The following is a 14,205-nucleotide window of genomic DNA, read 5'->3' as shown; positions in this document are numbered from 1 at the left end:
CGCCGGCGCTCTTCACCACGCCGCAGGAGTGCGACCGGCTGGTGGCGGCGTTGCGGGACCTGGTGCCCAGGATTGCCCGCGGTTAGGCGTGCTCCCAGCCCAGGCGGGCCGGCAGCGGCATCGGCTGGCCCCGGTAGGTGAGCGCCAGGCCGCTACCGGCCACGACCTCCCCGATGCACGTCACCGGGGTCGCGCCGGCCAGCGCCGCCACGTCCACGCCGGCCGGCGCGGTGAACAGCAGCTCGTAATCATCGCCTGCGGTTACCCGCGCCAGCAGATCATCATGGCCGGCAGCCGGCACGCCGAGCGGCACCGCATCGAGCGCAATAGCGAGCCCCACGCCGCTGGCCTGCGCGAGCCGGTCGGCATCGATCAGCAGGCCATCGGAGACATCCATGCCGGCGCTCGCCACCCCGCCCAGTACCTGCCCCAAGGCGAGGCGGGGTGTGGGCCGGCGAAAGCGGTTCAGCAGGGCCTTGTCGAACGGCGCTGTGCCGCGCGCCACCGCAAGGCCGAGGCCAGCATCGCCAATCGTGCCCGACACCCACAGCCCATCACCAGCCCTTGCCCCGGCGCGGGACAGCACGCGGCCCGGTTCCGCCCAGCCGATCGCGGTGAGCCCCAGCACCGCGCGCTCAAGGCCGGTCACCGTGTCGCCGCCCCACAGCGCCACGCCGAACCGGTCGAGCGCCCGGCCCAGCCCGGCCACGAACTCGGCCTGCCACGCCGCGTCCTCGCCGGCCGAGAGGCCGAGCCCGAGCAGCACGCCAGCAGGCGTGGCGGCCATCCCGGCCAGGTCCGAAAGGTTCACCGCCAGCAGCTTCCACGCCACATCCGATGCCGGATCATCGGGCAGATAATGGATGCCGGCGGCCAGCACATCGTGGGTGAACACCAACTGGCGCCCCAGCGGCGGGGTCCACACGGCGGCATCATCCGCAAGACCGCGGGCGGCAGGCGACGTGGCCAGCGGAGCAAGGTGGCGGGCGATCAGCTCCCGCTCGGCCATATCTCAGCCCCGCACCCGGCGCGCCACCGTGTCGAGCAGGCCATTGGCGAAGCGGGCATCCTTCTCGTCGTGGAAGGCGTGGGCGACATCGACATATTCATCGATCACGGTGGCCGCCGGCACATCGGCACGGGCCACCAGTTCATAGACGGCAGCCCGCAGCAGCGCGCGCATCGGCCGGTCGAGCCGCGCCAGCGTCCAGCCCTGCGCCAGCGCCGCGCTGATCAGGCCGTCGAGCTCGTCACGGCGCGCCGAGACGCCAGCCACCACATCGTCAAAGAACGCCTCGTCGGCAGCGAGATACTCGGCGCCCTCGATCTCCTGGCCCAGCCGGTGGTGGTGGAACTCGGTCAGCAGCTTGGGCACGGTGTCGCCGCCCATTTCCAGCTGGTAGAGCGCCTGCACGGCGGCAAGCCTGGCGGCAGAGCGGGCACGATAGTCGGGAACGGCGGGGCTGGTCACGGCTGCGGCTTACGCGCAAACGCGCCGCTGGGGCAAGCGCTGCGCGGGCTGGGGCAAGCGCTGCGCGGGCTGGGGTAATCGCTGCGCGGGCTGGCGCGCCTCTCCCCGACTTGTCCACAGAGTCATGCCGTGGGTATTTTTACCCACTGGCCTTGTCGCGGCAGCGGGCTTGCGCGAAGGGGTGCGCATGGCCAGCCCGCCGCCCTCCACCACGCCATCCGTCACGCCCCCATCTGTGACCAGTTTGCGCGTTGTCGACGGCGGGCAGACGGTGCTGCCGCAGAATCTCGAGGCCGAAGCTGCGCTGCTGGGCGCGCTGATGATCGACAACCGGTTGGTGGAGGATGTCGTCACCCGGCTGAAGCCCGAGCATTTCGCCGATGCCCTGCACGGGCGCATCTATGCGCAGCTCCTCAACCTTTCGGCCAAGGGCATGGCGGCAACGCCGGTCACGCTGAAGCCGCTGTTCGATGCCGATCCGGCGATGGCCGAGCTGGGCGGCCCGGCCTATCTCGCCGGCCTCACCCAGAATGGGGCAGCACTGCTGGCGGCGCGCGATTTCGCCCGCCAGATCTATGACCTGGCCCTGTTGCGCGAGCTGATCCGCGTCGGCCGCGAGATGGTCACCGAGGCCAGTGACACCAGCCGCGAGATCGCACCGATCGAACAGATCGAGGCGGCGGAAATGGCGCTCTACAAGGTCGCCGAGGCCGGCGAGGTGCAGGGCGCCGTCAAGAGTTTCCGCGATGCCGCGCTCGAAGCCGTGCAGATGGCCGACCGGGCCAAGCGGTCGGGCGGGCATCTGTCGGGCTACACGACAGGCCTGGTCGGCCTCAACGAGAAGATGGGCGGCCTCCACAAGTCCGACCTTGTCATCCTCGCCGGCCGCCCGGCGATGGGCAAGACCAGCCTTGCCACCAACATCGCCTTTTCATGCGCCAAGCGCTTTGCCGACGACCGCGAGCGCGGCATCGAGCCGGGCAAGTCGAGCGGCGCGCCGGTGGCCTTCTTCAGCCTCGAGATGTCGGCCGACCAGCTCGCCACCCGCATCCTCGCCGAACAGAGCCAGGTGAACAGCGAAGCGCTACGCATGGGCAAGATCTCCGACGAGGAGTTCACCCGGCTGGCCCGCGCCGCCTCCGATCTGTCCAGCCTGCCGCTAGTGATCGACGACACGCCCGGCCTGTCCATCGCGGCGCTGCGCACCCGCGCCCGCCGGCTGAAGCGCCAGCACGGCATCGGGCTGGTGGTGGTGGATTATCTGCAGCTGCTCACCGGCTCGAAGAGCGGCGGCACCGACAACCGGGTGCAGGAAATCTCGGAGATCACCCGCGGCCTGAAGACGCTGGCCAAGGAGCTGCAGGTGCCTGTGCTGGCGCTGTCGCAGCTGAGCCGCGCGGTGGAAAACCGCGAGGACAAACGGCCACAGCTGGCCGATTTGCGTGAATCCGGCACCATCGAGCAGGATTCGGACATCGTGCTGTTCGTCTACCGCGAGGAATATTATCACGGCCTCAAGCAGCCCGACCCGGAGGATGGTGACAAGCACGCCAAATGGCGCGAGAAGGCCGAGAAGATCTTCGGGCTGGCCGAGGTGATCGTGGCCAAGCAGCGCCATGGCGCCACCGGCACGGTGCCGCTGACCTTCATCAAGCAATATACCAAGTTCGCCGACCGTGCCGAAGGCGACTATGGTGGCCAGCCTTGGTAACGGCGGATGGTGATGCGGCTGCGGCGCCGCGCCCCATGGCGGGGCCCGAAAAAACCCCGTCATTTCGCCACTATCGGCAGTGTCGACGGGGGCGCATGGCCGTTGCTTGAGCATGATCTGAACGGGGAAGCAGGGCAGATATGAACGGTGGCATGGCTGGCACTGGACGCGCTCCGACACGGCGGGAGGTGCTGCGCGCGATCGGCCTGATGGCCGGGACCGCTGTCCTCTACCAGGCCATGGAAGTGCTGGGCCACGCCAAGGAAACCCAGTTCGCCGGCCCGCCCAACCTGTCGGGCGCGCGGCCCGGCACGAAGGTGATCGTGCTGGGTGCTGGCCTTGCCGGCATGCTGGCCGCCTACGAGCTCTCGAAGGCCGGCTACGACGTCCAGATCATCGAGTACAACAACCGTCCCGGCGGCAGGAACTGGTCGCTCTATGGCGGCGACACCTACACCGAACTTGGCGGCGCCACCCAGAAGGTCGGCTTTGCCGAGGGCAATTACCTCAACCCCGGACCGTGGCGCATTCCCTATCACCACCGCGCCCTGCTGCATTACTGCAAGGCCTTCGGGGTGAAGCTGGAACCCTTCATGCAGATGAACCAGCAGGCGCTGCTGCATTCGTCCAAGGCGTTCGGCGGCAAGCCGATGCGCTATCGCGAGCTGCATGCCGACTGGGATGGCAACGTGGCCGAGCTGCTGTCCAAGGCGATCGACAATCGCGGCCTGGATTCGGCGCTGACCAGGGAAGACGCCGACCGGCTGCGCATGGCCCTGCGCGAATGGGGCGCGCTGGACCAGGATTTCAAGTACAGTAAGAGCTACCGCAGCTCGCGCCGGCGCGGCTTCGACCGGCCGCAGGGCGGCGGCGTGCTGGGCGAGCCGATTCCGTCCGAACCCCACGCCTTCAAGGACATACTGGACAGCGGCATCTGGCGCGTCGTGGCCCAGCACATGTCCATCGATCACCAGCACACCATGTTCCAGCCGGTGGGCGGCATGGGCATGATCGGCCGAGGCTTCGCCCGCCAGGTCGAGGGCAAGATCCGTTTCAACCAGAAGGTGACCAGCATCAGCCAGCAGGGCGGCAAGGTGACGGTGACGCACACCGACACCGGCACTGGCGTCACCGGTACCACAGAGGCGGATTATTGCGTCTGCACCATCCCGCTGGGCATCTTGAGCCAGATGGATCTCGATGTCTCGCCCGGCCTTGATGCCGCGATCCGCGCCATCCCCTATTCCAACTCGGTGAAGGTCGGCCTCGAGTTCAAGCGCCGCTTCTGGGAAGAGGATGAGGCCATCTATGGCGGCATCAGCTTCACCGACCGTGAGATCTCGATGATCTCTTACCCTTCGGGCGGCCTGCACAGCGCCGGGCCGGCGGTGGTGCTGGGCGCCTACACGTTCGGGCCGGCCAGCTACAAGTTCGCCGGGATGACTCCGGAAGAGCGCATCCAGCGGGCGCTGGAACAGGGCAGCGTGTTTCACCCCGGCCGCTACAAGGAAGAGTTCATCGGCGGCGCCACCGTGGCGTGGAGCCGGGTGCCCTTCACCCTGGGCTGCTGCGCCCAGTGGAACGAGGACACCCGCAAGGAGCATTACCAGACGCTGGTGGCGGTCGATGACCGGCTGGTGCTGGCCGGCGAGCACGCTTCCTATGTCGGCTGCTGGATGGAAGGCGCCATCCTGTCTTCGCTGGATGCCATCACCCGCCTGCACAAGCGCGCGCTGGAGGCCTGAGAATGCGTTTCGTCCTGCTTGCCACGGCCCTGATGGTCGCCGCCCCGGCGCTCGCCCAAAAGGCCAAGGCCCCGGCCGCTCCGCATCCTGGCGCCGAAGTCTATCAGAATGTCTGCCAGGCCTGCCACATGGCCAATGCCCTTGGTGGCGAGGGCGCCGGCAAGATCCCGGCGCTTGCGAAGAACGGCGCGCTGGAAGCGTCCAGCTATCCGATCATGGTGGTGACCGGCGGCAAGGGCGCCATGCCGTGGTTCCGCGGCCAGCTGACCGACCAGCAGATTGCCGACGTGATCAACTATGTCCGCAGCCATTTCGGCAACAGGTACAAGGACAAGGTGACCCCGGCGATGGTCGCCGAGCAGGGTGTGCCGGCGCCCAAGGGCGGCTTCCGCGAACAGTGAGCCCGGTGGCCCCTCCCCGGCGGGAGGAGCCACGGCCATTCACTTGGCGAAATGATACTCGTAGGCCGGGTTGGTGAGGAACGGCTCCAGCCGGTCGGCCAGCACCAGCGTGCGGAACAGCTCGGCAGCGTCCTTGTACTTGCCGGTGGCGAAGAAATTGTCCCCCACCGCCTGCTTCCAGGCGTCCAGCTGCTCCTCGGTGACGCGGCTGATGAGCGCGGCGTCCACCGTCTCGCCGCTGTCCAGTTTGGCGCCGGCCTTTCGCCACTGCCACAGCTGGGTGCGGCTGATTTCGGCGGTGGCGGCATCCTCCATCAGATTGTGCAGCGGCACCGCGCCCTGCCCGCGCAGCCAAGCCGCGACATAGCCGATGCCGACATTGATGTTGTTGGCCAGCCCCGCCAACGTGCGCGGCCCCGGCGGCGGCGTGACCAGATCGTCCAGCGTCGCCTCGCCGGGCGGGATCACGTGGAGCTGGTTGGGCGTCGGCATCAGCCGGTCGAACACCGCCATGGCCACCGGCACCAGGCCGGGATGGGCGACCCAGGTGCCATCGTGGCCAAGCTTGGCCTCGCGCTCCTTGTCGGCGGTGACGGCGGCGAAGGCCTTTTCGTTTGCGGCTTCATCGTCCTTCACCGGGATGAAGGCGCTCATGCCGCCCATGGCGTGTGCACCGCGGCGGTGGCAGACGCGCACCACGTGGGCGGCATAGGCGGCCATGAACGGCACGCTCATCGTCACGGCTGCGCGATCGGGCAGCAGCTTTGTGGAATCGGCCTGGAACGTCTTGATATAGCTGAAGATATAATCCCAGCGGCCGCAGTTGAGCGCGGTGATGTGATCGCGCAGCTCATAAAGGATTTCCTCGGCCATGAAGGCGCCGGGCAGGGTTTCGATCAGCACGGTGGCGCGGATCGTGCCCAGCGGCAGGCTGAGCATCGACTGGGCCGAGATGAAGACATTGTTCCACAGCCGCGCTTCCAGGCTGTGCTCCAGCTTGGGCAGATAGAAATAGGGGCCACTGCCCTTGGCCAGCAACACCTTGGCATTGTGGAAGAAATAGAGGCCGAAATCGAAGATGGCGCCGGCGACGCGCTCGCCATCGACGATCATGTGCGCCTCATCGAGATGCCAGCCGCGCGGCCGGCAGATGAGGACGGCGGTCTTGTCATTCAGCTTGTAGCTCTTCCCCTTGTCCTCAAGGGAAATGGTGCCGGCCACCGCGTCGCGCAGGTTGACCTGGCCCTGCACCATCACGTCCCAGGTCGGCGCCGAGGCGTCTTCGAGGCAGGCCATGAAGCAGCGCGCGCCGCTGTTGAGGGCGTTGATCACCATCTTGCGGTCGCACGGCCCCGTGATCTCGACGCGGCGGTCAGCGAGGTCGGCTGGGGCGGGGCGCACAGCCCAAGTCCGGTCATCGCGGATCGCCGAATATTCGGGGGCAAAGCCGATGAAGCCTTCCTCGTTGATCCAGGCCTGACGCTGGGCGCGGGCGCGCAGCAGGCTCTGGCGGGTGGGCTCATACATGCGGTGCAGCTGCGCCACGAAGGCCAGGGCCTCGGGCGTGAGGATGGTTTCATAGCCGGGCTGCATTGCGCCGGTGATCCGGACGCCCTCAAGTGCGGGATGGCTGCTCACGAAAGGCCTTTCATTCGTCGGTGAAGCGGAACGGGGTGAGCACGCGCTGGCGCTCGTCGAAGGCGAGGTGGGCACCGGCCGGCGGCGCGCCGCGCTGGCGGCAAGCGGCCCTGTGGCAGGCGGCGCAGCCGGGGCCGATGGGCGTGGCCGGGCCGCCGAGATCAAGGCCCGCGCTCCACGACAGGGCGGCGGCATGGGCGACATCACAGCCGATGCCGATGGCAAAGCCGGGACGCGGCACGCCCCATGGCAGGGCCGCCGTGCGGATGGTGCGCGCCAGCGTCAGGAAGCGCTGGCCATCCTCCATCTCGACCAGCTGCCGGCGGATTTCGCCGGGCCGATCAAAGGCGTGATAGAGGTGCCAGAGCGCGCAGCCGCCGATGGCCGGCAGCGGTGACGGACCGTTGGGGGCAAAGCGTTTCGAAACGGTGCCGGCACGGTCCACCCGCAGGAAGAAGAAGGGCACGCCGCGCGCGCCAGGCCGGCTCATGGTGGTCAGCCGGTGCGCCACCTGCTCCAGCCCGCGCCCGAAGCGGGCCTGCAACAGCTCGACATCATAGCCCGTCGCCTCGCAAGCGGCGAGGAAGCGGGCATAGGGCATCAGCGTGGCGGCGGCGGCATATTTGCCCATGGCCACGGTGGCAGCGCGGGTGTCGAGCGGATCGCTGATCCCGGCAGCGGCGATTGTGTCGGCAATTTCGGCCTTCAGCTCGATCAGCACCAGCTGCACGGCCGCCGCAAAACCGCGGCTGGCGGCATCCAGCGATTCCGACAGCAGCAACTGACGCGCGTGCAGATCGAGCCGGCGCAGGTGGCCAGGCATCACCTCCAGCGGCAGCGCGCGCACCGTGATGGCATGGCGGGCGCGCAGCCGATCCACCACCGCGGCATTCAGATCGGGACCGGACAGGCGCAACTCGTCCGCCAGCCGCTCGGCAGCTTCGTCGAGTGCGGGGAAATAATTGCCGGCGGCATCGATCATCCGCGTCACCGCCGCGATCGGCCCGGGCGGTGGCGGCTCCGGCGCGACCGCCGGGCTGGCAGCGGCCAGGCGCAGCAGGGCGTGGGCAATGGCCGGCGAGCGGCTGGCCAGGTCACGCAGTTCGCTGCGCGGCACGTCGATGCCGATCAGCCGGGGATCGGTGAACAGCTTTGACAAGTCATCGACAAGCTCGCCGTCCTCGCCGCCCGTGAGGCTGCGCAGGTCGAGATCATAGGCCTGCGCCAGGCGCAGCAGGAAACCGGCCGACAGCGGTCGCTGGTCCCGCTCGATCAGGTTGAGATAGCTGACCGACACCCCGAGATCACCGGCCATGCGCGTCTGGGTGAGGCCACGCTGCACACGCAGGCGGCGCACGCGCGCGCCGGCAAAGATCTTGCGGCCACTGCCCACCAGGTCGGGAAGGCGTTCGGAGTCGGGAACAGACAGGGCAGCGATTTCTGTCAAGTTTTTTACACCTTCACACCCATATTTGGCTAAAGCGGGACATTTACACACGATTCTTTGACAGAATCCAGTTGACCCGGGCCTAGCCCAGGCGCACCTCTTTGACAAGCATTGCTGCACTGCACCCAACACCAGTGCCCGTGACGTCAAGGAGCCCGATGATGAGCTATCAATCCGAAATCAGCGCCGTCAGCGCCGCCATTGCCGGCAAGCCGGGTTGGGACGCTATCAGCAGCGAGAGCGTGGCGCGCATGCGCCTGCAGAACCGCTTCCGGACCGGGCTCGACATCGCCCGCTACACCGCCGCCCTCATGCGGCGCGACATGGCGGCCTATGATGCCGATCCCGCCAACTACACCCAGTCGCTGGGCTGCTGGCACGGCTTCATCGGCCAGCAGAAGCTGATTTCGATCAAGAAGCATTTCGGCACCACCGACCGGCGCTATCTCTACCTGTCGGGCTGGATGGTGGCGGCACTGCGCAGCGAATTCGGCCCGCTGCCCGACCAGTCGATGCACGAAAAGACCAGCGTGCCGGCCCTGATCGAGGAACTCTACACCTTCCTCAAGCAGGCCGACGCCCGCGAGCTGGGGATGCTGTTCCGTGATCTCGATGCGGCACGCGCCGCCGGAGACGCGGTGAAGGCCCGCGCCCTCGAGAACCAGATCGACAATTTCCAGACCCACGTGGTGCCGATCATCGCCGACATCGATGCCGGCTTCGGCAATGCCGAGGCCACCTATCTGCTCGCCAAGAAGATGATCGAGGCCGGCGCCTGCGCGCTGCAGATCGAGAACCAGGTGTCGGACGAGAAGCAATGCGGCCACCAGGACGGCAAGGTGACGGTGCCGCACGAGGACTTCCTCGCCAAGATCCGGGCCATCCGCTACGCGTTCCTCGAACTGGGTGTGGACGATGGCATCATCGTTGCCCGCACCGACAGCCTGGGCGCCGGCCTGACCAAGCAGATCGCCTACAGCCGCGAGCCCGGCGACATTGGCGACCAGTACAACAGCTACCTTGATTGCGAAGAGATCGATGTCGGCCAGGTTGGCAATGGCGACGTGGTGATTTCGCGTAACGGCAAGCTGCTGCGCCCGAAGCGGCTGCCGTCGAACCTGTTCCAGTTCCGCGCCGGTTCCGGTGAGGACCGCGTGGTGCTCGACTGCATCAACTCCCTGCAGAACGGTGCTGACCTGCTGTGGATCGAGACGGAAAAGCCGCACATCGGGCAGATCGCCGGCATGGTGGACCGCATCCGCGCCGTCGTGCCCAATGCCAAGCTGGTCTACAACAACAGCCCCAGCTTCAACTGGACGCTGAATTTCCGCCAGCAGGTCTATGACGCCTGGGTCGCGGCCGGCAAGGACGTGAGCGCCTATGACCGGGCGCGGCTGATGAGCGTCGATTATGACGGCAGTGACCTCGCCGCCGAAGCCGACGAGCGCATCCGCACCTTCCAGCGCGATGCTGCGGCGCAGGCCGGCATCTTCCACCACCTCATCACCCTGCCGACCTATCACACCGCCGCGCTGTCCACCGACAATCTGGCCCGCGAGTATTTCGGCAGCGAAGGCATGCTGGGCTATGTGAAGAACGTGCAGCGCGCCGAGATCCGGCAGGGCATCGCCTGCGTGAAGCACCAGAACATGTCTGGCTCCGACATCGGCGATGACCACAAGGAATATTTCGCAGGCGAGGCGGCATTGAAGGCCGGCGGCGCGCACAACACGATGAATCAGTTCGCCGCGTAGCGCGGCGCGCACATAGCGCAGCTATTTGCCGACTCGCGCAAGCGCGGCCGGCGAGCGGAAAAGGCGGCTCTCAAGCCGCCTTTTTTGACTCGTTCGACGGCGCGGCTTCGCCGCGCTCACTTCTTCACTTCACTTGACTACAGCAAGCGGAACCGGCGGCTCTGCCGCCGGCCGCGCCCGGCCGCCCCCACCTAGCGCACGTTCTGCCGCCAGCGCGTGATCACCCGGTCCAGCATGTCGGAGTCGTCGCCAGTCTTCACCCACAGTTCGCTGAACACCGGGTCGTCGCTCATCGGCCGCTTGGCGGGCTCCAACTCGTCAAGGCGCACGCGGATCGGGGCGGGCACGCCTTCGCCCGAGATGATGCATTCCCGGTTCCGCAGCGCCGGAATGGCCTCCAGCAGGCTCTTGCCGCCTTCCGGCAGCGCCGCCTTGACGAAATCCTGGTCCCGCTCGTTGTTGAGCCGCAGCGAGATGATGGTGCCGCATTGTGACAGCGCGCCTTCGGCCAGATCGGACGGACGCTGGGTGACGAGGCCCAGCGAGACCCCATATTTGCGGCCCTCCTTGGCGATGCGTTCCAGCACGTCGCGCACCGAGGAGCGGGTGGAGATGGTGCGGTTGGGGATGTAGCGGTGGGCTTCCTCGCAGATCAGCACCACCGGGCGGCGGCGTTCCCCGCGCGACCAGACGGCGAAATCGAACACGATGCGCGACAGCACCGAGACCACGGCCGAGACAATGGAGGTCGGCACGCCCGACAGATCGATCACCGAGATCGGCTTGCCATCCACGGGGAGCCGCAGCATGCGGGCGATGAAATCGGCCATGGTGTCGTTGGAATAGCGGCGGTCGAACATGAACTGCTGGCGCGGATCGCGCATCACCTGGTCGAGCTTGCCCCTTATCCGCATGTAGTTGGTGGCGTTCTGCGCCTCCGACATCTTGCCCATCTCGGCCTGCAGCGCATCGGCCAGCGACGACAGCGTGTAGGGGATGGGCGTATCGGTGGTGACGGCGCCCAGCCCTTCGGCATAGACCGATTTGCTGCGCGCCATCTGCAGGCAGCGGGCAAGGATGTCGCGGTCCATATCGCGCGCCGAGCCCTCACTGGTCAGCAGCACCTCGCAATGCTCTTCGAAGTTCAGCAGCCAATAGGGCAGCTGCAGATTCTCGACATTGAACACGATGCCGGTGTTGGCGAAGGCCTTGGCATATTCGCCGTGCGGATCGATCATCACCACATGGCCTTCCGGCGCCTTCTCGATGATGCGGTGCAGGATGAGCGCTGTGGAAGTGGACTTGCCGGTGCCGGTGGAACCAACGATGGCGAAATTCTTGGACAGGAAGGTGTCGAAGAACACCGCCGCGCGCACGCTGGCAGTGGGATAGACGACACCAACCTGGATGTGCGGGCGATCATCACCGGAGAACACCCGCGCCGATTCCGGGCTGGACATCGGATAGGCAAAGCTGCCGGCGCGCGGATAGGTGCCAACGCCGCGGCTGAAGCGCATGATGCTGCGATCATCGGCGATACCGGCCTCGCCCACCAGGTCCACTTCGGCGATGGCGACATTGTCCTGCCAGGTGATGCCGCGCAGGGTGGCGACCACCCAGCGATCGGCCGACAGCACCTTGACGAGGCTGCCCAGCGTGCCGGAGGCGGCAATCACCGGATCGGGATTGTCCTTCAACGAGGCCGTCGCCGCGATGTCGATGCGCAGCCGCAGTGCGCCGGCCGTCACGCCGACCACTTCGCCGATCACCTGTTCTTCATGCATCACCGTCGCCCCAACAACCCCATGCCGCCTTCCATGCCAGTGTTCCGGTTAAATTTTCGCTGTGCCCTCCCAAAAAAGCACGCCCGCCTGCCAAATGATTGCGCCCGCGCCACCATGGGGGCAGCATGGCGACAAACAGGGGAGGAACAGGCATGAGCGTCTATCCGCACGAGATCATGGCCGAGGGGCTGGAGTTCCCCGAAGGACCGGTGGCAATGGAAGATGGCAGCGTGCTGGTGGTGGAGATCCGACCCGGCCGCATCACCCGGGTGCACCCCGATGGCCGCAGGCAAGTGGTGGCAACACCGGGCGGCGGCCCCAACGGCATGGCCGTCGGCCCCGATGGCGCGCTCTATGTCTGCAACAACGGCGGCTTTGTCTGGTATGAGCAGGACGGCATGCTGCTGCCGGGCACCGCAGCGGCCGATTACACCACCGGCCGCATCGAACGGGTGGACATCGCCACCGGCAAGGTGGAGCGCCTCTACGACAGCTGCGACGGGGTGAAGCTGTCGGGCCCCAACGACATCGTGTTCGATGCCCATGGCGGCATGTACTTCAGCGACCTCGGCAAGCATTTTGATCACCACAGCGATCATGGCGGTATCTTCTATGCCCTGCCCGATGGATCGCGCATCACGCGCCTGATCAGCGGCCCCGATTGCAACGGCATCGGCCTGTCGCCTGATGGCCGCACCCTCTACGCCGCCTCCACCACGCGCCGCATCATCATGGCGTTCGACGTGGTGGCGCCGGGCGAACTGGCACCGGAACCGCTGCCGGCCGTGCCGGGCCGCTTCGTCGCCAGCTGGTCGAACAAGACCTATCTCGATTCTCTCGCCGTCGAGGCCAATGGCAACATCGCGCAGGCCACGCTGATCGAGAATGCCGGCATCACCAGTGTCGACCCGGCGACCGGCGCGCAGGAATATTTCCCCTTCCCCGATCTCCTCACCACCAACATCTGCTTTGGGGGCAAGGACATGATGGACGCCTATGTCTGCCTGTCCACCACCGGGAAGCTTGCGAAATGCCGCTGGCCGCGGCCGGGCCTGAAGCTCAACTTCAACGCATGAAACCGGCCGTTCGCCACACGACCCTGAAGGCCAACGGACTGGAGTTCGCCTGCGATGTGAGCGGTGACAGTGAGGATGTGGCGCTGCTCCTGCACGGCTTTCCGGAGTCGCGCTTTTCCTGGCGCTTCCAGCTGCCGTTCCTCGCCGCACAGGGCTGGCGCGCGGTGGCGCCGGACCTGCGCGGCTATGGCCAGTCGAGCCGGCCTGAAGGCAAGGCCGCCTACCATATCGACCATCTGATCGATGATGTGGTGGGCATGTTCGAGGTGCTCAAACCCCGCCGCAAGCTGCTGGTGGCGCACGACTGGGGCGCGGTGATTGCCTGGGTGGTGGCGATGCGGCGGGCGGTCGATCTGGACGGCCTGATCATCATGAACGTGCCGCACCCCACGGTGTTCGGCGAGCTGATCAAGCACTACCGGCCGCAGCAGCTGAAGAGCTGGTATGTCGCCTTTTTCCAGATCCCGTGGTTGCCGGAGTTCCTGCTGCGCCAAAGCCGTGCGCAGGGCATCGCCAACGCCTTCCTCAACATGGCGGTGGACAAGGGCGCCTTCCCCCCGCACGTGCTGGAGGAATATCGCAGAAACGCGCTCATCCCCGGCGCGCTCACCGCGATGATCAACTATTACCGCGCCAACCTCGGCATCCTTGATGAGACGAGTGCGCCCATCGACGTCCCGACCCTGATGCTGTGGGGTGAGGAGGACACGGCACTCGATGTGAAGCTGACCGAAGGCTATGGCCCCCATGTCAAGGATTTCACCCTGGTGCGCTTCCCGAATGTCTCGCACTGGGTGCAGCAGGAGGCGCCGGTGCCGGTGAACTCGGCGATGCTGGAGTGGCTGCGGACAAAGGGGTTGGCTCTCGGCCCCGCTCCGCACTCGTGATGAACGGGTCGGATCAGGTGAGGCTCATTCACCGCGCTTTCGCATGGACCTCCTTCGTTGCCTGATCTTGGTCCAGCTCTCGCTGGCATGATACTCCTCGGACAGCACAAACTTCCCCCGCTTGTCAAAATAACGGTCACCGCGCAGTCCGGAAGCTTTGAAAAGTCGGTAACCGCGCCACCATGCAAATACAGTCCAAGCTCCGCCAACCACCAGAGCCGCTGTCATGGCCAACGAGGCGACGGCAGCGCTCAATTTCGACTGAAGAATGGCGGCAAGGGCAACAGGCAG

Annotated in this window: 11 protein-coding genes; 6 read left to right on the top strand and 5 right to left on the bottom strand. The window is 66.6% G+C overall.

Translation table 11 applies throughout. The features are described from left to right. Nucleotides 1-82: 82 nt before the first annotated feature. Complete coding sequence (thiL, locus tag GJV64_RS00540; protein WP_164155348.1) at nucleotides 83-1,009, bottom strand: thiamine-phosphate kinase; 927 nt, start codon at nucleotides 1,007-1,009, stop codon at nucleotides 83-85. A gap of 3 nt (nucleotides 1,010-1,012) precedes the next feature. Continuing rightward, entirely contained in the window at nucleotides 1,013-1,471 is a 459-nt protein-coding gene (nusB, locus tag GJV64_RS00535) for a transcription antitermination factor NusB (RefSeq protein ID WP_164155347.1), read from the bottom strand. Between the two features lie 187 nt (nucleotides 1,472-1,658). Between nusB and GJV64_RS00530 the strand changes: the two genes are divergently transcribed. The 3 genes from GJV64_RS00530 to GJV64_RS00520 all read left to right on the top strand — a co-directional run bounded on the left by GJV64_RS00530 (nucleotide 1,659) and on the right by GJV64_RS00520 (nucleotide 5,328). Continuing rightward, on the top strand, nucleotides 1,659-3,182 hold the full coding sequence (locus tag GJV64_RS00530) for a replicative DNA helicase (protein WP_164155346.1): 1,524 nt from the start codon (nucleotides 1,659-1,661) through the stop codon (nucleotides 3,180-3,182). A gap of 140 nt (nucleotides 3,183-3,322) precedes the next feature. Then, complete coding sequence (locus GJV64_RS00525; protein ID WP_164155345.1) at nucleotides 3,323-4,927, top strand: flavin monoamine oxidase family protein; 1,605 nt, start codon at nucleotides 3,323-3,325, stop codon at nucleotides 4,925-4,927. A gap of 2 nt (nucleotides 4,928-4,929) precedes the next feature. After that, entirely contained in the window at nucleotides 4,930-5,328 is a 399-nt protein-coding gene (locus GJV64_RS00520) for a c-type cytochrome (protein WP_164155344.1), read from the top strand. Nucleotides 5,329-5,367: 39 nt separating this feature from the next. On the opposite strand, the gene aceB is transcribed toward GJV64_RS00520, so the two are convergent. Together aceB and GJV64_RS00510 are read right to left on the bottom strand one after the other, a co-directional pair. Beyond that, nucleotides 5,368-6,966, bottom strand: a complete 1,599-nt coding sequence (gene aceB / locus GJV64_RS00515; protein ID WP_164155343.1) for a malate synthase A — start codon at nucleotides 6,964-6,966, stop codon at nucleotides 5,368-5,370. Between the two features lie 10 nt (nucleotides 6,967-6,976). Next, complete coding sequence (locus tag GJV64_RS00510; RefSeq protein ID WP_235927526.1) at nucleotides 6,977-8,413, bottom strand: helix-turn-helix domain-containing protein; 1,437 nt, start codon at nucleotides 8,411-8,413, stop codon at nucleotides 6,977-6,979. Between the two features lie 161 nt (nucleotides 8,414-8,574). Here GJV64_RS00510 and GJV64_RS00505 point away from each other — a divergent pair, with 161 nt between their 5' ends. Next, the gene (locus GJV64_RS00505; protein ID WP_164155342.1) at nucleotides 8,575-10,167 is read left to right on the top strand and encodes an isocitrate lyase; all 1,593 of its coding nucleotides are present in this window, start codon (nucleotides 8,575-8,577) and stop codon (nucleotides 10,165-10,167) included. 191 nt (nucleotides 10,168-10,358) lie between these two features. Here the strand turns inward: GJV64_RS00505 and GJV64_RS00500 are convergent, their stop codons facing one another. Next, nucleotides 10,359-11,951 carry an ATP-binding protein gene (locus GJV64_RS00500; protein ID WP_164155341.1) on the bottom strand — a complete coding sequence of 531 codons (1,593 nt, stop codon included), beginning with the start codon at nucleotides 11,949-11,951 and terminating at the stop codon, nucleotides 10,359-10,361. Between the two features lie 152 nt (nucleotides 11,952-12,103). Here GJV64_RS00500 and GJV64_RS00495 point away from each other — a divergent pair, with 152 nt between their 5' ends. Together GJV64_RS00495 and GJV64_RS00490 are read left to right on the top strand one after the other, a co-directional pair. Further along, the gene (locus tag GJV64_RS00495; RefSeq protein ID WP_164155340.1) at nucleotides 12,104-13,027 is read left to right on the top strand and encodes an SMP-30/gluconolactonase/LRE family protein; all 924 of its coding nucleotides are present in this window, start codon (nucleotides 12,104-12,106) and stop codon (nucleotides 13,025-13,027) included. Then, nucleotides 13,024-13,914 (top strand): alpha/beta fold hydrolase, encoded by an 891-nt coding sequence (locus tag GJV64_RS00490; protein WP_164155339.1) that lies wholly within the window; start codon nucleotides 13,024-13,026, stop codon nucleotides 13,912-13,914. Before GJV64_RS00495 ends, GJV64_RS00490 begins: the two co-directional genes overlap by 4 nt. The last annotated feature ends 291 nt before the right edge of the window (nucleotides 13,915-14,205 follow it).

It is taken from the genome of Sandarakinorhabdus rubra (assembly GCF_010994245.1).
In the GTDB taxonomy this organism is placed as follows: Bacteria; Pseudomonadota; Alphaproteobacteria; order Sphingomonadales; family Sphingomonadaceae; genus Sandarakinorhabdus; species Sandarakinorhabdus rubra.
The sequence above is the reverse complement of the archived record's forward strand: the minus strand, read 5'-3'. Positions and strand labels throughout refer to the sequence as shown.

What these genes read in the sequence shown, in the direction of transcription:
- GJV64_RS00520 (WP_164155344.1), top strand. Translation starts at nt 4,930, where the DNA reads ATGCGTTTCGTCCTGCTTGCCACGGCCCTGATGGTCGCCGCCCCGGCG.
- GJV64_RS00530 (WP_164155346.1), top strand. Translation starts at nt 1,659, where the DNA reads ATGGCCAGCCCGCCGCCCTCCACCACGCCATCCGTCACGCCCCCATCT.
- GJV64_RS00500 (WP_164155341.1), bottom strand. Translation starts at nt 11,951, where the DNA reads ATGCATGAAGAACAGGTGATCGGCGAAGTGGTCGGCGTGACGGCCGGC.
- GJV64_RS00490 (WP_164155339.1), top strand. Translation starts at nt 13,024, where the DNA reads ATGAAACCGGCCGTTCGCCACACGACCCTGAAGGCCAACGGACTGGAG.
- thiL (WP_164155348.1), bottom strand. Translation starts at nt 1,009, where the DNA reads ATGGCCGAGCGGGAGCTGATCGCCCGCCACCTTGCTCCGCTGGCCACG.
- GJV64_RS00525 (WP_164155345.1), top strand. Translation starts at nt 3,323, where the DNA reads ATGAACGGTGGCATGGCTGGCACTGGACGCGCTCCGACACGGCGGGAG.
- GJV64_RS00495 (WP_164155340.1), top strand. Translation starts at nt 12,104, where the DNA reads ATGAGCGTCTATCCGCACGAGATCATGGCCGAGGGGCTGGAGTTCCCC.
- GJV64_RS00505 (WP_164155342.1), top strand. Translation starts at nt 8,575, where the DNA reads ATGAGCTATCAATCCGAAATCAGCGCCGTCAGCGCCGCCATTGCCGGC.